Source organism: Kocuria sp. NBRC 114282 (assembly GCF_030268385.1).
In the GTDB taxonomy this organism is placed as follows: domain Bacteria; phylum Actinomycetota; class Actinomycetes; order Actinomycetales; family Micrococcaceae; genus Kocuria; species Kocuria palustris.
The window spans coordinates 254,980-275,814 of record NZ_BSQO01000002.1 but is presented as its reverse complement, the minus strand read 5'-3'; the positions used below and the strand labels follow the sequence as shown (position 1 = coordinate 275,814).

The following is a 20,835-nucleotide window of genomic DNA, read 5'->3' as shown; positions in this document are numbered from 1 at the left end:
AACCACCAGGAGTCCGGCCGCAGCCCTCGCGGCCCGCAGATCATTCAGGAGGAACCGTGGAGATCAAGATCGGGATGCAGCACGTCGGACGGGAGATCGTCGTCGACTCCCCGCTGGGCGCGCAGGAGGCCACTGACCTGGTCAGCGCCGCCCTGAACGAGGGCACCGTCCTGTCCCTGAAGGATTCCAAGGACAACCTGACGCTGGTGCCGGCCTCGGGGATCGCCTACGTCGAGATCGGCGCGGAGACCAAGCGCCGCGTGGGCTTCATGCCCGGCGTCAGCGCCAGCTGAGCCGCAGCTCGCAGCCAGCGCGCGAGCGCACCCGGGCCGCGTCGCGCTCGCCTCGACCGAGGCAGCGCGCCGCGGCCCCTTCCCTGCCCGGGCACACGGCCGAGTACAGTGGTCCCGCAACCGGATGCCCGATCGTCGATGACGAGATCACCCGAAGACCTGCACGATCGGCTCCCACCCCTGGCACGTCCTCCCCTTCCGCCCCGGCCCCCAAGCGGCCGCGAGCCCCGGAAGCGGTCGCAGCGGCGTGCCCCGTCGCACCTTCGCGCCGCGGACCGCGGCCGCGCGAGCGCGCACGGATGACCACGGGAAGGACCCGAACATGAGCCAGACCGAATCCCCCGAGACCGAGCAGTCTCCCGAGACCGCCCCGGACCAGGGCGAGGCCCAGCTGGGGGCCATCGCCGAGGACTCCGTGGAGGTGGAGCCCCAGGCCCCCGTCGAGACCCGCACCTTCGCCGACTTCGGCGTCCGGGAGGACATCGCCGAGGCCCTGGCGGAGGCCGGGATCGTCCACCCGTTCCCCATCCAGTCCATGACGCTGCCGATCGCGCTGAGCGGGCAGGACATCATCGGGCAGGCCAAGACCGGCACGGGCAAGACCCTGGGCTTCGGCATCCCGGCGGTTCAGAACGTCGTGGGCCGCGACGACGACGGCTGGGACCGCCTGGAGCGCCCGGGCGCACCGCAGGCGCTGATCGTGGTCCCCACCCGCGAGCTCGCGGTGCAGGTGGGCTCGGACCTGTCCATCGCGGCCAAGACCCGCAACGCGCGCGTGCTGACGATCTACGGCGGCCGCGCCTACGAGCCGCAGATCGAGGCCCTGGAGAAGGGCGTCGAGGTCGTGGTGGGCACCCCCGGGCGCCTGATCGACCTGAACCGCCAGCATCACCTGGACCTGTCCCAGGTCAAGACGGTCGTGCTGGACGAGGCCGACGAGATGCTCGATCTCGGCTTCCTCCCGGACGTCGAGAAGCTGCTCTCGGCGGTGCCGCGCGTGCGCCACACCATGCTGTTCTCCGCGACCATGCCCGGCCCCGTCGTGGCCATGGCACGCCGGTACATGTCCAAGCCCATGCACATCCGCGCCGCCGCCCCGGACGAGGGCTCGACCAAGGCGGACATCCGCCAGGTCGTCTACCGCGCGCACAACCTGGACAAGCCCGAGATGCTGGGCCGCATCCTGCAGGCCGACGGCCGCGGCCGGTGCATCATCTTCATCCGCACCAAGCGCACCGCCGCCAAGGTCGCCGACGAGCTGATCGAGCGCGGCTTCGCCGCCGCCCCGCTGCACGGCGATCTGGGGCAGGGCGCCCGCGAGCAGGCGCTGCGCGCGTTCCGCTCGTCCAAGGTGGACATCCTGGTGGCCACCGATGTCGCCGCCCGCGGCATCGACGTCGACGACGTCACCCACGTGATCAACTACCAGTGCCCAGAGGACGAGAAGACCTACCTGCACCGCACGGGCCGCACGGGCCGTGCCGGACGCAAGGGCACCGCGATCACGTTCGTGGACTGGGATGACATCCCCCGCTGGCGCCTGATCGACAAGGCGCTCGAGCTCGGGATCCCCGAGCCGGTCGAGACCTACTCCTCCTCGGCCCACCTGTTCGAGGACCTCGGCATCCCCAAGGGCACCAAGGGCAAGCTGCCGCGCTCCAAGCAGACCCACGCCGGTTTGGGCGCGGAGAAGCTCGAGGACCTGGGCGGCCCGGATTCCCGCGGCGACAAGGGCGATTCCCGCTCCTCGCGCGGCGGCTCGGGCGGCCGCGAGGGCTCCCGCGGCGCTCGCTCCGGCGGATCCGGCTCGGGTCGAGGCGGCTCCGGCCGCTCGCGCAGCCGCTCCCGCGGCGGGCGCTCGGAGGACACCGCACGCGCGAACCGCACGGAGCGCTCCGGCGAGGGCTCGCACGACGGGCAGCGCGGCGGCGGCTCCCGCGATGCGGCGAAGGGCGGCTCCTCGGACGAAGGCCGCTCCCAGCGCGGCGGGCGCCGTCGTGGCTCAGAGACGGGCGAGTCCTCGCGCAGCCCTCGAGAGGGCCGCAACGCAGAGCGCACCCGCGGCTCCGAGACGGCAGCTCCGAACACCGCTCAGGACCGCGCCACGGCGAACGCGCGCCGTCGGCGCCGCCGCCGCTCCAGCGGCGAGCAGCTGACGGGCTCCCCGGCTCGCCTGGTCGACGACCAGGACTGATCCTCCGGAGCTGATCCGCTCGCGCCGCCTCGGCGCGAGCACCCCTGAGGCGGGCTCTTCAGGGACGCACGACCTGCGTCCCGGAGCCCGCCTCCGCCATGATCCGGCGCAGGGACTGCTCCGAGGTGAGGTTCTCGCCCAGCTCATTCGGCTTGCCGGAGCCGTGGTAGTCGGAGGAGCCGGTGACGATCAGATCGTGCTCGGCCGCCATCTGCGACAGCACCGCCCGAGCTTCGGGCGGATTGTCCCGGTGAGCGATCTCCAGGCCCGCCAGGCCCGCCTCGATCATGGCGTCGAAGACCTCCTGCCCGACCGTCCGCCCCCGCACGCGGGCCAGCGGATGGGCCATGACCGGCACGCCTCCGGCCTGGCGCACCAGCCGCACCGCGGTGACCGGATCCGGGGCGTAGTGGCCCACGTAGTAGCCCGAGCGCGGGTGCAGGACCGTGCTGAAAGCCTCGGAGCGGGTCTGCGCGATCCCGGCGGCCACGAGGGCGTCGGCGATGTGCGGCCGACCCACGGTGGCATCCCCGACGACCTGGTCCAGGACCTGCTCCCAACTGATGGGATAGTCCTCGGCGATCAACTCCACCATCCGCTCGGCGCGTGTGCGCCGCGAGCGCCGGGCCCTCTGCATGACCTCGTCCAGCGCCCGGTCCTGCGGGTCCTGCAGGTAGGACAGCAGGTGCACCGAGATGCCGTCGTCGGTCTGGCACGAGACCTCGGTCCCGGGCACGAAGGCCACTGCGTGCTCGCGCGCAGCCTCCGCGGCCTCCTCCCACCCGGCGGTCGTGTCGTGATCCGTGAGGGCCACGACGTCCAGACCCGCCTCCGCCGCGCTGCGGATGACCTCTCCCGGCAGCTGGGTGCCGTCGGAGGCCGAGGAGTGGGTGTGCAGATCGATCTTCATGGCCCCATCGTGGCACGGCCCGCAGACGCCGCCATCCCGCTCGGCGGGCGGGCTCAGGTCGCCTCGACCCCACCCCCGTCGGAGCCCGGTGGCACCATGGCAGGACGAAGACCGCGCAGCTTCAGGTGACGGCTGCGCCTCGAGCAGCCGGTCCCGGACTGGCAGGACGGAGCGAGCATGACGGATCAGCCCTCGGAGACCACCCCCGCAGCCGCCCGCGAGGCGAGCGCCGGCGCACCGGCAGACACCGGCGCAGAGCCCGGCTCGCAGCCGCTGTCCGAGCGAGTGGACAACAGGACCCACTCCCCCGAGTCCTCGGCCTTCGCCGAGTTCATGGCCTCGCAGTGGGCCCCGGCAGCGGAGAAGGACCTGCCGCGGGAGGAGGTCGCCGATCATGCCGCCCAGCGGCGGCTGCGGATCTCGAAGGAGCACACCGGTCAGCGCCTGGTGATCCCTGCGGGGGCGCCCAAGGTCCGCTCCAACGACACCGACTACCGCTTCCGCCCCCACTCGGCCTTCGCCCACCTCACCGGGCTGGGCGTGGACCACGAGCCGAACGCGGTGCTCGTGCTGGAGCCGGTCGAGCCGGGCAGCGGGGACGACGCCGGTGATCACACCGCGGTGCTGTACTTCCATCCCATGGCCGGGCGGGACACCCGCGAGTTCTACGCCGATGCCCGCAACGGTCAGTTCTGGGTGGGCGACCGGCCCACGCTGCGTGAGATCTCTACCGCCTACGGCCTGCGGACGCGGGATCTGTCGGAGCTGGAGGCCGCGCTGAGCAAGGACGTCGGGGCGGACGGCGTCCAGCTCCGTCTGGTCCGCGCGCAGGACGCGGCCGTGGACGGCATCGTCGACTCGGCCCGGCAGGCGGGCGGCGTGGAGCTGGAGCAGGCTCACCTGAAGGACGACCAGCTCGTGGAGCGGCTCTCCGAGCTGCGGCTGATCAAGGACGAGCACGAGATCGCGCAGCTGCGCGAGTCGGTGGACATGACCGTCCGGGGCTTCGAGGACGTCGTGCGGGCCCTGCCCCACGCCATCGCCAAGCCGCGCGGCGAGCGGCTCGTGGAGGGGGCGTTCTTCGCCCGCGCCCGAGCTGAGGGCAACGACCTCGGCTACGACACCATCGCGGCCTCCGGGAACAACGCGACCGTGCTGCACTGGATCCGCAACACGGGAGAGATCCGCCCGCAGGACATGATCCTGCTGGATGCCGGTGTGGAGGCCGAGTCGCTCTACACGGCGGACATCACCCGCACCCTGCCGGTCACCGGCGAGTTCTCCGAGATCCAGCGCCAGATCTACCAGGCCGTGCTCGATGCCGCCGATCACGCGTTCACGGTCGCGGTGCCCGGCAACCGGTTCCGCGACGTCCACGACGCCGCCATGTCGGTGCTGGCCGCCCGGCTGGAGGAATGGGGCCTGCTCCCGGTCTCCGCCGAGGTCTCGCTCTCGGAGCGCGGCCAGCACCATCGCCGGTGGATGCCGCACGGGACCAGCCACCACCTGGGCCTGGACGTCCACGACTGCGCCCAGGCGCGCCGCGAGCTCTACCAGGACGCGGTGATCGAGCCGGGCATGGTCTTCACGATCGAGCCGGGCCTGTACTTCAAGGCCGAGGACCTGGCCGTCCCGGAGCAGTACCGGGGCATCGGCGTGCGGATCGAGGACGACGTCCTGATCACCGCCGACGGCAACGAGAACCTCTCGGCCGCTCTGCCGCGTCATCCGGACGATGTCGAGTCCTGGATGCAGGGCCTGTTCGAGTCCTCCGAGACGTCCTCGACCGCGCACTGATCAGCCGACGGTCGCGGGGCCGGTCGCAGCTCCGGCCCCGCGACGGGCGGCCGCCTCCGCAGGCGGACGGCCGTCCGACAGCAGGTCATCTGCCTGCAGAAGCTCAGCTGCGCGGCTCGCCGCCGCTCCACGGGCCGTCGGTCTGGGCGTCCCCACCGGGGGCAGCCTGGTCCGGGCCCTGGCCCTGCTCCTGGCCCTCGGGGTGCCCCCGGTGCGCCTCCTGCTCCTGCGGGGAGACGCGCACGCCGTAGAGCGGGCGGCCGTCCGGGGTCTCATCGGGGCGCGAGACCGGAGCCGACTGCTCCTGCGGCTGCCCGTCGGGGGCGGCGCCCAGATTGCCGACCGGCCCGGCGGCTCCGGGAGCCGGCGAAGCGGGCGCCGCCGCGCGCGGGGCCCTGCCCTGCAGACCGGCCCCCTGGAGCATGCGCTCGGCCTGATCGGCCACATCCGGTCGGGCCAGGACGTCGTAGCGCGTGGCCACGATCGTGGACATGGAGGTGAAGTCGCGGCGTCCGCGCTGGGCGGCGTAGGAGACCACGCCGAGCAGCATCCAGAACGCCGCGCCCAGGGCCACGGTCAACAGGATGGCCAGGGGCCCGCCGCCCCCGAACAGGCTGAGGATCAGCCCGAAGAACAGGCCGAAGAACGCGCCCTGACCCGCGGCCATGAGGGCCACGCGGGGATACGTCAGCCGGCCGGTGACCTTCTCCAGGGTCGCGAGGTCGTGCCCGACGATCGACAGCGCCGAGACCTCGAGCTCCTCGTCCGAGAGGTGGTCCACGGCCCGCTGCGCGTCCGCGTACTTGGTGAAAGAGGCGATCACCCTGCCCTCCGGCAGTCCTGCCCCGGAGATCTGACGTGCCTTCTGCGCTGAGCTGCTCATGGGCTCAAGACTCCCCCATGCAGCTGACCGGAGCCTTGAGACGCAGATCTCGATCGCGCCCGGCTGAATCCGTGCAGCGACTACCCTGGTGCGGTGAGCAGTTCCCTCGAGAAGATCTTCATCGCGCGCCTCATCGGCCTGGACGTGTTCGACCCCCTGGGCGACCGCGTGGGGCGAGTGCGCGACCTCGTCATGATCAGGCGCGACAGCGCCGGTTCGGCCAAGCAGCCGGTGGTCGTGGGTCTGGTGGTGGAGGTCCTGGGCAAGCGCCGCGTGTTCCTGCCCATGACCCGGGTGACGTCCATGGACTCCGAGCAGGTCCTGTGCACCGGCCTGGTGAACCTGCGCCGCTTCGAGCAGCGCGGCTCCGAGATCCTGGTGGTCGGCGAGATGTTCGACCGCACCGTCACCATGCGCGACGGCAGCGGCACCGCCACCATCATCGACGTCGGCATGGAGCTGGCCCGCTCTGGCGACTGGCAGGTCACGCAGCTGTTCGTGCGCCGCGGCCCCGTCGGCGGCGGCCTCATGCGCCGTCGCAGCGGCGAGACGCTCGTCATCGACTGGAACGAGGCCACCGACCAGGAGGCCGTCGGCCATCAGCCGGCGACGCAGTGGGTGAGCTCGCACGAGGACGACAAGCCCGCGGACCTGGCCGACGAGCTGCGCGAGCTGCCCCGCAAGCGCATCCTGGAGATCGCCGCCGAGCTGCGCGACGACCGCCTGGCCGATGTCCTGCAGGAGATGACCGAGGAGGATCAGGTCTTCGTCCTGACCCACCTGGAGGTCGAGCGCGCCGCCGACGTCCTGGAGGAGATGGAGCCGGACGACGCCGCGGACCTGCTCAACGAGCTGCCGGACCCGGATGCCGAGTCGCTGCTGGAGCTGATGCAGCCCGAGGACGCCGACGACGTCCGCCGCCTGCTCGAGTACGAGGAGGGCACCGCCGGCTCGATGATGACCCCGGTGCCGATCATCCTGGCCCCGGAGACCACGGTGGCCGAGGCGCTGGCCGCGATCCGCCAGGAGGAGGTCTCCCCGGCCATGGCCGCGGCCGTGTTCGTGTGCCGTCCGCCGCTGGAGACGCCCACCGGGCGGTACCTGGGCATGGTGCACATGCAGGAGCTGCTGCGCGTGCCGCCGCCCGAGCCGATCGGCAGCCTGATCGACTCGGCGATCGATCCCGTGAAGGACCTCTCCCCCATCTCGGACGTGGCCCGCGAGCTGGCCACCTACGACCTGACGATCATTCCCGTGATCAACGAGCACCGCCGCCTGGTGGGAGCGGTCACGATCGACGACGTGCTCGATGACCTGCTGCCGGACGACTGGCGGACCTGGGACGACGGAACCCCCGTGAGGAAGGTGGGACGACGCTATGTCTGAAAGCCGCACCGAGCGCCGCACTGCCGGCCTGGACACCCCCACCGGCCTGCGCCACGGGATGTGGAACCGGCTGCGTCCCAACCCGGACGCCTTCGGCCAGCTCACGGAGGGCTTCGCCCGGTTCATGGGCACCCCGCAGTTCCTGCTGTGGATGTCCGTCTTCGTGTTCATCTGGCTGGGCTGGAACACGTTCATGCCCGAGGACATGCAGTTCGACCCGCGCGCGTTGAACTACACCCTGCTCACGCTCATGCTGTCCCTGCAGGCCTCCTATGCGGCCCCCCTGCTGCTGCTGGCCCAGAACCGCCAGGACGACCGCGACAAGGTCGTGGCCGAGCGCGACCGCCAGCGCACGCAGGAGAACCTGGCCGACACCGAGTACCTGACCCGCGAGATCGCCGCCCTGCGCATGTCCATGCGAGAGGTCGCCACCCGCGACTACGTCCGCTCCGAGCTGCGCGACCTGTTCGAGGAGCTGCTCGAGGAGCTGAACGAGCCTGAGGGCGCCGACGACGCAGACCCCGAGCCCTCCAGCCGCAAGCGCAAGGGCCGCAAGAAGCAGCGCTCCGGCGAGACCGTGGCCGCCCGCTCGGCCGGTCTCGAGCGGCCGAGCGCCGAGCAGCACAGCGCCCAGCAGACGGCGGCCGTGGCGTCGGCGGCGGAGGATCCCGAGAGCCCTCGGAGCACAGGTGACCATGACTGAGCAGGACCCCATCGATCCCCGCCTGGCCGCGGCCCTGTCCTCCGTGGAGGACCCCGAGCTGCGCCGCCCGCTGATCGATCTGGGCATGCTGCGCGCAGCCCGGCTCGACCCGGACGGCACCGCGGTCGTCGAGGTCCTGCTCACGATCTCCGGCTGCCCGCTGCGCTCCACGATCGAAACGGACGTCGCAGAGGCCGTGCGCGGGGTCGACGGCGTGCATCGCACCGTAGTGGAGCTGGACGTCATGACCCCGCAGCAGCGCGAGGAGCTCAAGGACAGGCTCGGGCACACGCCCACCATCCCGTTCGCGGATCCGACGTCGCTGACCCGAGTGCACTCGGTGACCTCCGGCAAGGGCGGTGTCGGCAAGTCCACGGTGACCGCCAATCTGGCCGCGGCCCTGGCCGCGCGCGGACGCTCGGTGGGCGTCGTCGACGCCGATATCCACGGCTTCTCGATCCCGGGCCTGTTCGGCATCACCGCCGGGCCCACGAAGGTCGACGAGATGATCCTGCCGCCCGTCGTCGAGGTCCCTGACTCCGCCGCGTCGGAGGACGGAGCCTCGCGCGCCGCCGACGGGCACCGGCGCGGCAGCGTCCGGGCCATCTCGATCGGCATGTTCACGGATCCGGCGAACCCGGTGGTGTGGCGCGGACCGCTGCTGGACCGAGCGGTCGAGCAGTTCCTGGCCGACGTCCACTTCGGCGATCTGGACCACCTGCTGCTGGATCTGCCGCCCGGCACCGGCGACGTCGCGATCGCGGTGGCCCAGAAGCTGCCCGGCTCGGGGGTCCTGGTGGTCTCCACGCCGCAGCAGGCCGCAGCGGGTATCGCCGAGCGCTCCGGGGCCCTGGCGGCCATGACCGATCAGACGGTCTCCGGGGTCATCGAGAACATGTCCGCCATGGTCATGCCCGACGGCTCGTCCTTCGATCTCTTCGGCAGCGGCGGCGGCGAGCAGATCGCCGACTCCCTCACCCGCCGCATGGGCTACGACGTCCCCCTGCTGGGCTCGATCCCCCTGGACATCGCCCTGCGGCAGGCCGGCGACGCCGGAATGCCGCTCGTGTGGTCCGACCCGGAGGCACCGGCCTCCCAGGTCCTGCGCGGTGTGGCCGCGCGCCTGGACGGTCCTCGCGGCCTGGAGGGACGCTCCCTGGGGATCACCCCGCGCTGAGCGCTCAGGTGCCCTCCCCACGATGGAGGTCTGCGTCTCAGGTGGCCTCGGGATCGAACGGGGCCTGCTGGGAATCGCCCAGGCGCATGAACGGCTGGGCCTGCGCCGAGAGGTCCTCGCCGGCGGCCGCCGCCTCCTCCTCCCGCCGGCGCTTGCGCTCGGCCCGCGCGGCCTCGCGCTCCTCTCGCTCGCGCTTGCGCTTCTCGGCGGAGTCCTCCTGATCGGCCTCCAGCAGGGCATCGCGCACGATCGTGCGAGGGTCGTACTGGCGAGGGTCGAGCTTGCGCCAGTCGAGGTCGCCGATCTCCGGGCCGAGGGTCTCGCGCAGGTCCTCCTTGGCGCCGCTTGCGTAGCGGCGCGCCCGCTTGACCAGGTCTCGGAGGTTCTCGGCGTACTCCGGAAGCCTCTCCGGACCCAGGACGAGCAGGATCAGGACGATGAGGACGATGGCTTCCCAGCCGCTGATGCCTAACACGTCGTCGAGATTATCAGGGCCTGCACCGGCTCAGGCCCCGATCCCGAGCATGCGCCGCCAGCCGCTGAGCACGGTCTCCCCCGGTGAGGAGGTCTCCTCCGGACGCTGCACCAGCGTGGCCCGGTCCGCGGCCTCGGTGTGGTGCATCAGGCGCACCATCTCCGCGGCCGAGGACTCGCTCTGCAGCGTGTAGACCACGTCGTCGTGGACGATCTGCGCGCGCCACGGGCTGCCCTCGCGCACCCGCACCGGGGTGCCGCTCAGGACCGCCGGGTCCAGACCCGTGGTCGTGGACGGCAGACCCGCGATGCCGTCGGTGGGGTGGTACTGATCGATCCTGCCGCGCTGCTCGGTGATCTGGACATCGCGGCCCTGCGCGTCCTGCAGCTGCATGCGCACAGCGGGCTGACCGGCGATCGTGTCCTCGCTCAGCGAGAGCACCTCGTAACCGGGCATCCCGGCCAGCGGCAGCGTCCAGCCCTGTGAGCGCAGGACGTCGAGGTCGGAGACCTCCGAGATCAGCAGCCCCGAGGACTGAGCCCACGGCGAGCCCTGCGCCGCGGTGGCGCCCGGAGTCGAGGGCACGCTCGAGCGCGATCCGGCGAACCACCCCAGCAGCAGGATGCCGAGCAGCAGCAGGAGGATCACCGAGACCACGGCCGTGATGAGCCGAGCCCTGGAGAGGAACGTGGGCAGAGCCGTGGAGCTCATGGTCCTCCTCTGGGGTGCTCGCGGCGGATCGAGCGCTGGCCGCGCTCGTGCAGGCCAAGGATCCGAGACGGACCTTGACGGATCCTGTGTGCGCTCTCGCCCTCGACGCCGCTGCCGGCCCGTTCGAGGCGCCGACCCCCACGTCGCAGGCGGACGGGGGCCGACGGGTAGGATGACCCGAAGTGCACTGCGCAGCCGGTGCCGCCGCGCCCTGATCACCGGCCGCGCGGAATCGGCGGCGCGAAGGCAGCAGGGCAGGACCGAGCAGAGGAACGGGCGGGTGGCGATGAGCAGCGGCAAGGCGACCAGCTGGGCCTACGCCGAGGCCTATCCGCAGGAGGACGACGTCCTGCTGCGGGCCCGCGAGCGCTCCATGGCCCTGCGACTGCGTCCGGTCACCCCCGCGGTGGCCGCCACGCTCACGGTCCTGGCCGCCGCAGGTCAGCCCCGGGCGGCCGTCGAGGTCGGCACGGGAGCCGGCGTCTCGGGTGCCGCGCTGCTGCGCGGCATGCCGGAGGATTCGGTGCTCACCACCATCGACACGGACATCCGGGCCCTGCGCGCGGCCCGCGAGACCTTCCGCGAGATCGGCACGCAGCCGCGCGTGCGCACCATCTCCGGGCGCGCCTCGCTCGTGCTGCCGCGGCTGAGCTCCGCGTCCTACGATCTGGTCTTCCTCGACGCGGAGCCGTCGAACACCCTGCTCTACGTGGACGAGGCCGTGCGCCTGCTGCGCCGCGGCGGCACCCTGATCGTCCAGGACGCCCTCGATCAAGACCGCGTGCCGGATCCCGTGCAGCGCCAGGACTCCACCCGCGTGCACCGCGAGATCCACCGCATGCTGCGCGAGGACGAGCGCTTCGTGTCCACCATCCTCACTCCGGGATCCGGGCTGTTCGTGGCCGTGCGCCGCTGAGGCGGGCCCCCATGGGAAGGACCCCCGCACCCTGGTCGGGTGCGGGGGTCCTTGTCGATGCTCGTGGGGTTGTCAGCCGGTGACGCCTTCGAGGCAGCCCTTCAGCTCTGCGGCCTCATCGGCCTTGAGCTCGACGACGAGACGACCGCCGCCTTCCAGGGGCACGCGCATGATGAGGCTGCGACCCTCCTTGGTGACCTCCATAGGGCCATCACCGGTCCTGGGCTTCATAGCCGCCATGGAACTCGATCTCCTGTCCGTCGGCACGTTCTTCCAGCCCCCATCATATCGGATGCGTCACACGAGGCGTGGCGGGGGTCTCCAGGGGTCCCCGATCACGGCGGATAGTCGCCGCCCTGCGGCAGCGGCGACCACTGCCACAGCACCCCGACCCACACGATCTGCGACAGCGCGCAGACCACCACCAGGCCCCACCGGTAGGCCCTCGACTCGCTCACCGCGACCAGCGGCGCGGCCAGCACGAACAGCGGCAGCAGCAGGCGCGGCGTGGAGGACTGGGGGTGCAGGAAGAGCAGGAGGTAGACGGCATAGGCGTGGACCCACACCTGCAGGCCCAGCGGCAGGGTGCGGCGCACCGCGGTCGTGGCCATCGCCAGCACCCACAGCACCACCAGGACCAGCACGAACAGCCACCCCCAGCCCTCCCCGAGCAGCTGAGCGCCCAAGACCGCCCAGGGCTCGAGCGGCACCAGCGAGGTGCCGCGCCATGCGGTCTCGGTGTCCGTGTACGCGCGCGGCTCCCCCGTGGCCAGCCACGCGATCGCCGGCCAGGCCAGCGCGCAGGCACAGGCCCACAGGGCCAGCCAGAACCAGCGGTCCAGGACCTGGCCGAGCCCGCCCGGCCCCCGTTCCCTCAGCACGCGCACGGCGCGGAGGGCCCAGACGATGCCGAGCGCCGCGGCGAAAGGCACCCCGGCCGGACGCGAGAGGCACATGACCAGGATGGCGACGGCGGCCAGGGCGCTGCGCCTCTGCAGCACGAGCAGCAGCGACAGCGCCAGCAGCGCCAGATGCAGCGACTCCGCGTAGGCCGTCTGCAGGATCGGCGAGACGGCGCACAGGCCCACCACCGCCAGCGCCCATAGGGCATCGCGCTGCCCGAGCAGACGACGGAACAGCGCCGCGATCGCCAGGGCCGCGGCGAAGCTCGCGGCCAAGGAGACCAGGGGCGCGACGATCGACCACGGCGCCCCCGTCAGGCTCGTGAGCCCGCGGACCAGCAGGGGGAACACCGGGTAGAAGGCCCAGGCGTTCTCCTCGGCGCTGCCGGTCCGGTCGCGAGGGATCTGCGTGGGATAGCCGTCGTCGTGGATGCGCTGGTACCACTCGCCGTCCCAGATCCCGGCCGTGGCGAAGTAGCCCAGCGGAGTCTCGCCCCACGGACCGTCCGGGGCCTGCCGGTCGATCACGATCAGCACGAGAGCCGACCAGGCTCGGGCCACCGCCCAGAGCAGAAGGACCTGCAGCCACAGCGGCTGACGAGCCAGCCGAGCACCGGCCTCGCCGGCCCAGCCGGCCAGGGCCGAGTGGACCCGCGTGGGATGGACGTCGGCGGCGGCAGTCCCCGCAGCGGAACCGCCCTGTGCAGTGGTGCTGCGCGCAGTGCCGCGCATCGACTCGCGACCTGGTCCGTGCTCCGAGCTGTTCTGCGGGCCGGAGGCCTCCGGCCCCGCCGAGTTCACCGGTATACCCCGGGGACGCGCGCCGCGCCTGCTGACCGCCCGGATCGCGGCCCGCCGGAGGTGCGAGCCGCTCGCGCCCGTGCCGGTGCCCCGACCTCGCTGCGGCCTCGGCGCGTCCAGTGCACGGGCGCTGCGGCCGAGGGACCGGAAGAGGGCTCAGCGACCCCCGAACGCCCCAGCTGCCGCACCGCCGCGGCGGTTCCCGCCGCGACGAGCAGGAGGCTGAGCACCATCGCCATGACCGGAGCGCTCACCAGCGACCCGCTCGGCCGTCGTCGTCGAAGTCCCCGAAGGGCGCCTGGTCGTAGCCGCCCAGATCGGCGCGGTGCTCTGCCTCGCGGGTGAAGCGGTCGTGCGCCTCGCGCATGATCCGCACCGCCTCCTCGGCAGAATCGGTCAGGCGCACCAGATCCGGATCATCCGGGGAGACCATCCCCTGCTCCACGAGCGAGCCGCGGATCCACTCGAGCAGCGGTGTCCAGAACGCGACGCCCATGAGCACCACCGGGAAGCGGGTCACCTTGCCGGTCTGGACCAGGGTCAGGCACTCGAAGAGCTCGTCCAGGGTCCCGAAGCCGCCGGGCAGGGCGATGAAGCCGTGGCTGTACTTGGCGAACATGGTCTTGCGCACGAAGAAGTACCGGAAGTTGATGCCCAGGTCGATGTAGGGGTTCAGGCTCTGCTCGTGCGGCAGCTCGATCCCCAGGCCCACGGACGGGGCCTCGACGTCGTGCGCGCCGCGGTTGGCTGCCTCCATGATGCCGGGACCGCCGCCGGTGATCACGGTGTAACCGGCGCGGCCCAGCGCTCGGCCGACCTCGCGGGCCAGGTCGTAGTCGGCGGCGCCCTCGGGCACGCGCGCCGAGCCGAAGACGGTCACCGCCGGCCCCAGCCGGGCCAGGGTGTCGAAGCCGTCGACGAACTCCGACTGGATCCGCATGATCCGCCAGGGGTCCGTGCGGGTGAAGTCGTCGTCGTGACCGAAGTCCTGGGGTCCGCCCTGCTCCAGCAGCCGCTGATCCGAGGTCCGACGGTGGGCCTCGCGGCCGCGCAGGACGATGGGCCCCTTGAAGCGCGAGGGTCTGGTGGCGGGGCGCTCGGCCGAGGAGGAGACGGGCTGGTCCTCGCCCGGGAGGTCCTGTGCGGACTCGCGGCGGTCGCTGGCGCGGGGGTCGCTGTGACTCATGACCCCAGGCTATGCCCTAGGACAGCCAGCTCAGCAGGACCCGGCGGCACTGACGGATCGCCTCGGCCGAGACGTGCTCGTCGTCCGTGTGGGCCAGCAGGGCGTCTCCGGGGCCGAAGTTCACGGCCGGCACGCCCATGGCCGAGAAGCGGGCCACGTCGGTCCAGCCGTATTTGGGCTTGGGCTCCTGCCCGACGGCTGCCACGAAAGCCGCCGCAGACGCCCGGTCCAGCCCGGGGCGTGCCGCCGGGGAGAGGTCCACGAACTCCAGCTCATGGCCCGGGAACAGCTCCCGGCAGTGCTGCTGGGCCTGCTCGAGGGTCTTGTCCGGGGCGAAGCGGTAGTTGATCTCGACCGAGGCCGCGTCCGGGATCACATTGCCCGCGGTGCCCCCGCTGATGCGGATCGCGTTGAGCCCCTCCCGGTACGCCAGCCCCTCAACCTCGATCGTGGCCGGCTCGTAGTCGGCCAGCACGGACAGCACGTCGGCGAGCTTGTGGATCGCGTTGTCCCCGCGCCAGGCCCGGCCCGAGTGCGCGGCCAGTCCCTGCGGGGCGATCACGAAGCGCAGCGTGCCGTTGCAGCCGCCCTCGACCGTGCCGTCGGTGGGCTCGAGCAGCACCGCGAAGTCCGCCTGCAGCAGGTCCGGGACGCTGCGCTCCAGACGGGCCAGCCCGGACTTGGCCGAGTCGACCTCCTCGTGGTCGTAGAAGACGTAGGTGATGTCCCGGCTCGGCTCCGTGAGCTCGGCCGCCAGGCCGAGCTGCACGGCCACCCCGCCCTTCATGTCGGTGGCGCCGCGGCCGTAGAGCGTGAGATCGCCGTCGTGGTCCTCCCAGCTCGAGGGCACCGTCCCGCGCGAACCCGCGGCGGTGGGCAGCGGGACCGTGTCGAGATGACCGGCCAGCACGACGCGTTCGGCCCGGCCCAGCTCGGTGCGGGCGATGATCGCATCGCCGTCGCGATGCACGCTCAGGTGCTCCAGGCCGCGCAGGGCATTCTCGACCAGGTCCGCCAGCTGCGTCTCGTGATCGGAGACGGACTCGACATCGATCAGCGCGGCCGTCAGCTCGGCGGGATCGGCGCGCAGGTCCAGGCCGGAGGGGGTGCGGTCGGTGGAGGGCGATTCGGAGCTCGACATGACCTCCACCCTATCCAGGGGCCCGGGCGGCGCCCGGATCGTAGGATGGAGCCATGACTTCCGAGACCACTGCCTCCAGCACCACCACCGAACGACACGCCGCCGGTATCGGTCTGGCCAGCGTCGTCGCCGAGGGCCCCCGCGCCGGGACGATTCTGGACGTCTGGTACCCGGCCCCCGTCCTGGGCCAGGAGCCCGACCGCTCGCTCGACGGCGACCTCCGCCGTTCCGCGCTGCCGGATGCCGATCGCAATGTCACGGTCGAGGTCGTGGACCGCGTGATCGACCTGGATGCCGCTCCGGTCGATGCCGCCGACGTCTACCTGCGCCTGCATCTGCTCTCCCACCGCCTGGTGCAGCCCAACACGATCAACCTGGACGGCGTGTTCAGCCTGCTGGCCAACGTGGCCTGGACCGACCGCGGCCCCGTGCTGGCCGAGGAGCTGAACCTGGCCCGCCTGCGCATGCGCTCCACCGGTCACGTCAGCGTGCTGTCCGTGGACAAGTTCCCGCGCATGGTCGACTACGTCGTGCCCTCCGGCGTGCGCATCGGCGACGCCGACCGCGTGCGCCTGGGCGCCCACCTGGCCGAGGGCACCACCGTCATGCACGAGGGCTTCGTGAACTTCAACGCCGGCACGCTCGGCTCCGCCATGGTCGAGGGCCGCATCTCCGCCGGCGTGGTCGTGGAGGATCACACCGACATCGGCGGCGGCGCCTCGATCATGGGCACGCTCTCCGGCGGCGGCAAGCAGCGCATCCGCCTGGGCGAGCGCGTGCTGCTCGGCGCCAATGCCGGCGTGGGCATCTCCCTGGGCGATGACTGCATCGTCGAGGCCGGCCTCTACCTCACCGCCGGAACGCGCGTGCAGGTGCTCGAGGACAGCGCGCAGGAGGCCCGCACTGTCAAGGCGCTCGACTTGTCCGGGGTGTCGAACCTGCTCTTCCGACGCAACTCCACCAGCGGCGCCGTCGAGGCCCTGCCGCGCGGGGGCCGCACGGTGGAGCTGAACGACGCCCTGCACAAGAACTGATCTGTGCGCGCCGGAGCCGGGCTGGCTCCGGCGCGCTCCACCGCGCCCTGTTCATCGGGGGCTGGGCGCAACGCATCCAGCTGAAGGAGAGACATCCGCATGCGCATCCTTGTCACCGGGGGGACCGGGTACATCGGCTCGCACACCGTCCTGGCACTGCTCCAGGCCGAGCACGACGTCATCGTGCTCGACAACCTGGCCAACTCGTCGAAGACGAGCCTCGAGCGCGTCCACCAGCTCGCCGGCCGGGAAGTGCTGGGCTTCGAGGAGGTCGACCTGCTCGATCAGCCGGGGCTGCACCGCGTGTTCGAGCAGTGGAAGCCGGAGGCCGTCATCCACTTCGCCGGTCTGAAGGCCGTGGGCGAGTCCAATGAGAAGCCGCTGTGGTACTACTCCAACAACGTGGGCGGCACGCTGAACCTGCTGCACGCCATGGAGGACAGCGGCTGCCGCACCATCGTCTTCTCCTCCTCCGCGACCGTCTACGGCGACGTTGAGACCATGCCCCTGACCGAGAAGCTCGACAAGGACGCGACCAACCCGTACGGGCGCACCAAGGAGCAGATCGAGGACATCCTCGCGGACATCGCCGCCTCCGACGATCGCTGGAACGTGGCTCTGCTGCGCTACTTCAACCCGGTGGGCGCCCACGAGTCCGGGATCATCGGCGAGGACCCCACGGGCATTCCCAACAACCTCATGCCCTTCGTGGCGCAGGTGGCCGTGGGGCGGCGCGAGAAGCTCAAGGTCTTCGGCGGCGACTACCCCACCCCGGACGGCACCGGCGTGCGCGACTACATCCACGTGGTCGACCTGGCCGACGGCCACGTCCGCGCCCTGGAGTGGCTCGCCGACCACGGCGGCGCCAAGATCTGGAACCTCGGCACGGGCCGCGGCTACTCCGTGCTCGAGGTCCGCGAGGCCTTCGAGAAGGCCTCCGGGGTCGAGATCCCCTACGAGATCGTCGACCGCCGCCCCGGCGATGTGGCGATCAACTATGCCGACCCCGCCTCCGCCCTGGCGGATCTGGGCTGGTCCGCCGATCGCGACATGGACACCATGTGCCGCGACCACTGGAACTGGCAGAAGGCCAACCCCATGGGCTACGGCTCCTGAAGCCACCCCGCCCAGTGTGCGCGAGCGGGCACGACGACGGCGGGCCGCCTCCCAGCTCGGGAGGCGGCCCGCCGTCGTCTCAAGGACCTGCTCGGTGAGCGGCGCGGGCCCGGGAGCCTCAGCAGCCCGCGCCCGCGCGTCCGATCACTTGGTGGGGTAGTCGCGCGCGCCCTCGCCCACGTAGAGCTGGCGCGGACGCCCGATCTTGGTCTCGGGGTCCTGGACCATCTCGCGCCACTGGGCGATCCAGCCCGGCAGGCGCCCGATCGCGAACAGCACCGTGAACATGCGCTCCGGGAAGCCCATGGCCTTGTAGATCAGGCCGGTGTAGAAGTCGACGTTCGGGTAGAGCTTGCGCTCCACGAAGTAGTCGTCCGCTAGGGCCTTCTCCTCCAGGCGCATGGCGATGTCGAGCATCTCGTTGTCGCCGCCCAGGCGCTCCAAGATGTCGTGGGCGTAGCCCTTGATGATCTTGGCGCGGGGATCGTAGTTCTTGTAGACGCGGTGCCCGAAGCCCATGAGCTTCACGCCGTCTTCCTTGTTCTTGACCTTCTCCATGAAGTCCTCGGGCGACAGGCCCTGGTTCTGGATCTGGTCGAGCATGGCCAGCACGGCCTCGTTGGCGCCGCCGTGCAGCGGGCCGTAGAGGGCGTTGATGCCGGCCGAGACCGAAGCGAACATGTTGGCCTCGGAGGAGCCCACCAGGCGCACGGTGGAGGTCGAGCAGTTCTGCTCGTGATCCGCGTGCAGCATCAGCAGGATATCCAGGGACTTGGCCAGCGCCGGGTCGATCTCGAGGTCCTCGGCCGGGACGCCGAAGCACATGCGCAGGAAGTTCTCCGCGTAGGACAGCTCGTTGCGCGGGTAGAGCATGGGCTCGCCGATGGACTTCTTGTAGGCGTAGGCGGCCAGCGTGGGCACCTTGGCCAGAAGCCGGATCGTGGAGATCTCGACCTGCTCGGGATCATGCGGGTCCAGCGAGTCATGGTAGAAGGTGGACAGCGCCGAGACCGCCGAGGACAGCACCGGCATGGGATGGGCCGAGCGCGGGAACCCGTTGAAGAACATCTTCAGGTCCTCGTGGACCATGGTGTGGGTGGTGACCCGGTGCACGAAGTCCTCGTACTGCTCCTGCGTGGGCAGCTCGCCGTAGATCAGCAGGTAGGCGGTCTCCAGGAAGTTGGAGTGCTCCGCGAGCTGCTCGATCGGGTAGCCCCGGTAGCGCAGCACGCCGTTCTCGCCGTCGATGTAGGTGACCGCCGAACGCGCGTTCGCGGTGTTCATGAAGCCGGGGTCATAGGTGACCGCACCGGTCTCCTTGCGCAGGGCACCGATCCCGATGCCCTCGTTGCCCTCGGTGGCACCCAGGACGGGCAGCTCGAGGGGCGCGCCCTCGGAGATGCTCAGCTGGGCCGTGCGGCCGTCCTTGCCGGACTCGGTCATGGGTCTCCTCCATAGTCTGTGAGCCCATGGGGCTCACCTGGTCCCGTCGCGCACCGGTCAGCTGCCGGGGCGTCGGGTCATGGGAGCCGGCGACGTCGCTGTCGCGCGGCGGAAGGTCACGGGGCGTGTGCAGACACGCCATCGAATGCCAATCTACTCGCACGGCGCCTGCCCCCGCCAATCTGTGGCGCGCCCTGCCAGCCCTCGGCGGGATCGAGCCGCAGCTCAGTCGGCGGCGGCCTGCAGCCTGGCGACGGCTGCGTCGATCCGCTCGTCCGAGGCCGTCAGCGCGATCCGGATGAAGCCTGCCGCGGCATCGCCGTAGAAGACCCCGGGGCCCACCACGATGCCCAGCTCGGCGAACTCGCGGACCAGGTCCCAGGTGTCCTGCGCCGAGCGGCCGTCGCGCCGGCACCACAGGTAGAGTCCGGCCTCCGAGTGCTCGATGCTCAGCCCGAAGGCCTCGACGGCGCTGCGCAGACGCTCCCGACGAGTCCGGTAGAGCGCCTTCTGCGCGACCACATGGGCGTCGTCGTCGAGCGCGGCGCGCATGGCCGCCTGCACGGGGGCCGGCACGATCATGCCCGCGTGCTTGCGGGAATTCACGAGCCCGGCGACGATCTGGGCGTCGCCGGCCACGAAGGCCGCGCGGTAGCCCGCGAGGTTCGACTGCTTGGACAGCGAGTAGACGGACAGCAGCCCCGTGAGGTCTCCCCCGGACATGCGCGGATCCAGCACGGAGGGCACAGCCTGGCCGCCCTCCTCGCGATCCCACTCGCCCCAGCCCAGCTCGGCATAGCACTCGTCCGAGGCCACGACCGCGCCCAGCTCGCGAGCCCTCTCCACCGTGGCGCGCATGGCCTCGACGTCGGCGACCGCGCCCGTGGGGTTGCCCGGCGAGTTCAGCCAGATCAGGCGGACCCGTTCCAGCACGTCCTGCGGCAGCTCGTCCAGGTCATCTGCGGCCACGTGCTCCGCACCGGCCAGCTGCGCCCCGATGTCGTAGGTGGGGTAGGCAGCCGAGGGACGCACGACGACGTCCCCGGCGCGCAGCCCCAGCAGCAGGGGCAGCCAGGCCACGAGCTCCTTGGAGCCGACCGTGGGCATGATCTGCTCGGGGTCCAGTCCGGGCACGCCGCGACGGCGGTCGTACCAGCGGGCGATGGCCTCGCGCAGCGCGGGGGTGCCGTGGGTGGTCGGGTAGCCGGGGGCGTCGGAGGCCGCGGCCAGCGCGTCCTGGACCACCAGCGGCGTGGGGTCCACGGGCGTGCCGATCGACAGATCGACGGTCCCCTCCGAGTGCTCGGCGGCGATCCGCCGGTACGGCGCCACCGACTCCCAGGGGTACTCAGGCAGATCCAGGCCGAAGGCGCGGGGCGGCTGAGTCACGGGACTCAGTCCTGGTTCTGCGGGGGCAGGGCGGCGATGCCCGGATGGTCCTTGCCGGTGTTGCCCAGGCGGGCGGCGCCGCCGGGCGAGCCGAGGTCGTCGAAGAACTCGACGTTGTACTTGTAGTACTCGGCCCACTCGTCCGGGGTGTCGTCCTCGTAGTAGATGGCCTCGACGGGGCACACGGGCTCGCAGGCTCCGCAGTCCACGCACTCGTCGGGGTGGATGTAGAGGCTGCGCTCGCCCTCGTAGATGCAGTCGACGGGGCACTCTTCCACGCAGGCCTTGTCCTTGACATCGACACAGGGCTGAGCGATCACATACGTCATGGTGGCGACGGTCCTTTCTCGCGGAGTTCTCCGCCCATTCTACGGGCGA

At 71.5% G+C, this 20,835-nt stretch carries 20 protein-coding genes; 9 read left to right on the top strand and 11 right to left on the bottom strand.

Annotated elements, in window-relative coordinates:
• Nucleotides 1-56: 56 nt before the first annotated feature.
• Nucleotides 57-293: a DUF3107 domain-containing protein gene (locus QSJ40_RS04980; RefSeq protein WP_024290898.1), complete on the top strand. Its 237-nt coding sequence runs from the start codon at nucleotides 57-59 to the stop codon at nucleotides 291-293.
• Nucleotides 294-615: 322 nt separating this feature from the next.
• Complete coding sequence (locus QSJ40_RS04975) at nucleotides 616-2,487, top strand: DEAD/DEAH box helicase (RefSeq protein WP_285729320.1); 1,872 nt, start codon at nucleotides 616-618, stop codon at nucleotides 2,485-2,487.
• Nucleotides 2,488-2,545: 58 nt separating this feature from the next.
• On the opposite strand, the gene QSJ40_RS04970 is transcribed toward QSJ40_RS04975, so the two are convergent.
• Entirely contained in the window at nucleotides 2,546-3,397 is an 852-nt protein-coding gene (locus QSJ40_RS04970) for a PHP domain-containing protein (protein ID WP_053447070.1), read from the bottom strand.
• Between the two features lie 177 nt (nucleotides 3,398-3,574).
• Between QSJ40_RS04970 and QSJ40_RS04965 the strand changes: the two genes are divergently transcribed.
• Nucleotides 3,575-5,194, top strand: a complete 1,620-nt coding sequence (locus tag QSJ40_RS04965; protein ID WP_285729317.1) for an aminopeptidase P family protein — start codon at nucleotides 3,575-3,577, stop codon at nucleotides 5,192-5,194.
• A 103-nt stretch (nucleotides 5,195-5,297) separates the two neighbouring features.
• Here QSJ40_RS04965 and QSJ40_RS04960 read toward each other — a convergent pair whose 3' ends face one another.
• Nucleotides 5,298-6,077, bottom strand: coding sequence for a YflT domain-containing protein (locus QSJ40_RS04960; RefSeq protein ID WP_058871342.1), 780 nt, complete (start codon nucleotides 6,075-6,077; stop codon nucleotides 5,298-5,300).
• 93 nt (nucleotides 6,078-6,170) lie between these two features.
• Between QSJ40_RS04960 and QSJ40_RS04955 the strand changes: the two genes are divergently transcribed.
• Genes QSJ40_RS04955 through QSJ40_RS04945 form a run of 3 tightly spaced genes read left to right on the top strand, consistent with a single transcriptional unit; the run spans nucleotide 6,171 to nucleotide 9,343 of the window.
• Nucleotides 6,171-7,463, top strand: coding sequence for a magnesium transporter MgtE N-terminal domain-containing protein (locus tag QSJ40_RS04955; RefSeq protein WP_006215775.1), 1,293 nt, complete (start codon nucleotides 6,171-6,173; stop codon nucleotides 7,461-7,463).
• On the top strand, nucleotides 7,456-8,166 hold the full coding sequence (locus tag QSJ40_RS04950) for a DUF1003 domain-containing protein (RefSeq protein WP_024290903.1): 711 nt from the start codon (nucleotides 7,456-7,458) through the stop codon (nucleotides 8,164-8,166). The genes QSJ40_RS04955 and QSJ40_RS04950 overlap by 8 nt, the downstream gene beginning before the upstream one ends.
• Nucleotides 8,159-9,343 (top strand): P-loop NTPase, encoded by a 1,185-nt coding sequence (locus QSJ40_RS04945; RefSeq protein WP_285729310.1) that lies wholly within the window; start codon nucleotides 8,159-8,161, stop codon nucleotides 9,341-9,343. The genes QSJ40_RS04950 and QSJ40_RS04945 overlap by 8 nt, the downstream gene beginning before the upstream one ends.
• 37 nt (nucleotides 9,344-9,380) lie before the next feature.
• On the opposite strand, the gene QSJ40_RS04940 is transcribed toward QSJ40_RS04945, so the two are convergent.
• Both QSJ40_RS04940 and QSJ40_RS04935 read right to left on the bottom strand, forming a co-directional pair.
• Entirely contained in the window at nucleotides 9,381-9,818 is a 438-nt protein-coding gene (locus tag QSJ40_RS04940; protein ID WP_024290905.1) for a twin-arginine translocase TatA/TatE family subunit, read from the bottom strand.
• 30 nt (nucleotides 9,819-9,848) lie between these two features.
• Entirely contained in the window at nucleotides 9,849-10,529 is a 681-nt protein-coding gene (locus tag QSJ40_RS04935) for a hypothetical protein (protein ID WP_024290906.1), read from the bottom strand.
• A gap of 286 nt (nucleotides 10,530-10,815) precedes the next feature.
• On the opposite strand from QSJ40_RS04935, the gene QSJ40_RS04930 reads away from it, so the two are divergent.
• Entirely contained in the window at nucleotides 10,816-11,445 is a 630-nt protein-coding gene (locus tag QSJ40_RS04930; protein ID WP_024290907.1) for an O-methyltransferase, read from the top strand.
• Nucleotides 11,446-11,517: 72 nt separating this feature from the next.
• Here the strand turns inward: QSJ40_RS04930 and QSJ40_RS04925 are convergent, their stop codons facing one another.
• The 4 genes from QSJ40_RS04925 to dapE all read right to left on the bottom strand — a co-directional run bounded on the left by QSJ40_RS04925 (nucleotide 11,518) and on the right by dapE (nucleotide 15,475).
• Nucleotides 11,518-11,685 (bottom strand): DUF3117 domain-containing protein, encoded by a 168-nt coding sequence (locus QSJ40_RS04925; RefSeq protein WP_081609586.1) that lies wholly within the window; start codon nucleotides 11,683-11,685, stop codon nucleotides 11,518-11,520.
• Nucleotides 11,686-11,780: 95 nt separating this feature from the next.
• Entirely contained in the window at nucleotides 11,781-13,079 is a 1,299-nt protein-coding gene (locus QSJ40_RS04920) for a hypothetical protein (RefSeq protein WP_285729307.1), read from the bottom strand.
• A gap of 319 nt (nucleotides 13,080-13,398) precedes the next feature.
• On the bottom strand, nucleotides 13,399-14,334 hold the full coding sequence (locus QSJ40_RS04915) for an LOG family protein (RefSeq protein WP_024290909.1): 936 nt from the start codon (nucleotides 14,332-14,334) through the stop codon (nucleotides 13,399-13,401).
• A 16-nt stretch (nucleotides 14,335-14,350) separates the two neighbouring features.
• Nucleotides 14,351-15,475, bottom strand: a complete 1,125-nt coding sequence (gene dapE / locus QSJ40_RS04910; protein ID WP_285729304.1) for a succinyl-diaminopimelate desuccinylase — start codon at nucleotides 15,473-15,475, stop codon at nucleotides 14,351-14,353.
• A gap of 53 nt (nucleotides 15,476-15,528) precedes the next feature.
• Between dapE and dapD the strand changes: the two genes are divergently transcribed.
• The gene (dapD, locus tag QSJ40_RS04905) at nucleotides 15,529-16,509 is read left to right on the top strand and encodes a 2,3,4,5-tetrahydropyridine-2,6-dicarboxylate N-succinyltransferase (RefSeq protein WP_285729302.1); all 981 of its coding nucleotides are present in this window, start codon (nucleotides 15,529-15,531) and stop codon (nucleotides 16,507-16,509) included.
• A 99-nt stretch (nucleotides 16,510-16,608) separates the two neighbouring features.
• Nucleotides 16,609-17,625, top strand: a complete 1,017-nt coding sequence (gene galE, locus QSJ40_RS04900) for a UDP-glucose 4-epimerase GalE (protein ID WP_285729300.1) — start codon at nucleotides 16,609-16,611, stop codon at nucleotides 17,623-17,625.
• 144 nt (nucleotides 17,626-17,769) lie between these two features.
• On the opposite strand, the gene QSJ40_RS04895 is transcribed toward galE, so the two are convergent.
• The 3 genes from QSJ40_RS04895 to fdxA all read right to left on the bottom strand — a co-directional run bounded on the left by QSJ40_RS04895 (nucleotide 17,770) and on the right by fdxA (nucleotide 20,786).
• Entirely contained in the window at nucleotides 17,770-19,068 is a 1,299-nt protein-coding gene (locus QSJ40_RS04895; protein ID WP_204782915.1) for a citrate synthase, read from the bottom strand.
• Nucleotides 19,069-19,293: 225 nt separating this feature from the next.
• Nucleotides 19,294-20,457: a succinyldiaminopimelate transaminase gene (gene dapC / locus QSJ40_RS04890; RefSeq protein ID WP_285729296.1), complete on the bottom strand. Its 1,164-nt coding sequence runs from the start codon at nucleotides 20,455-20,457 to the stop codon at nucleotides 19,294-19,296.
• Nucleotides 20,458-20,462: 5 nt separating this feature from the next.
• Nucleotides 20,463-20,786 (bottom strand): ferredoxin, encoded by a 324-nt coding sequence (gene fdxA / locus QSJ40_RS04885; RefSeq protein ID WP_006214921.1) that lies wholly within the window; start codon nucleotides 20,784-20,786, stop codon nucleotides 20,463-20,465.
• Nucleotides 20,787-20,835: the final 49 nt, after the last annotated feature.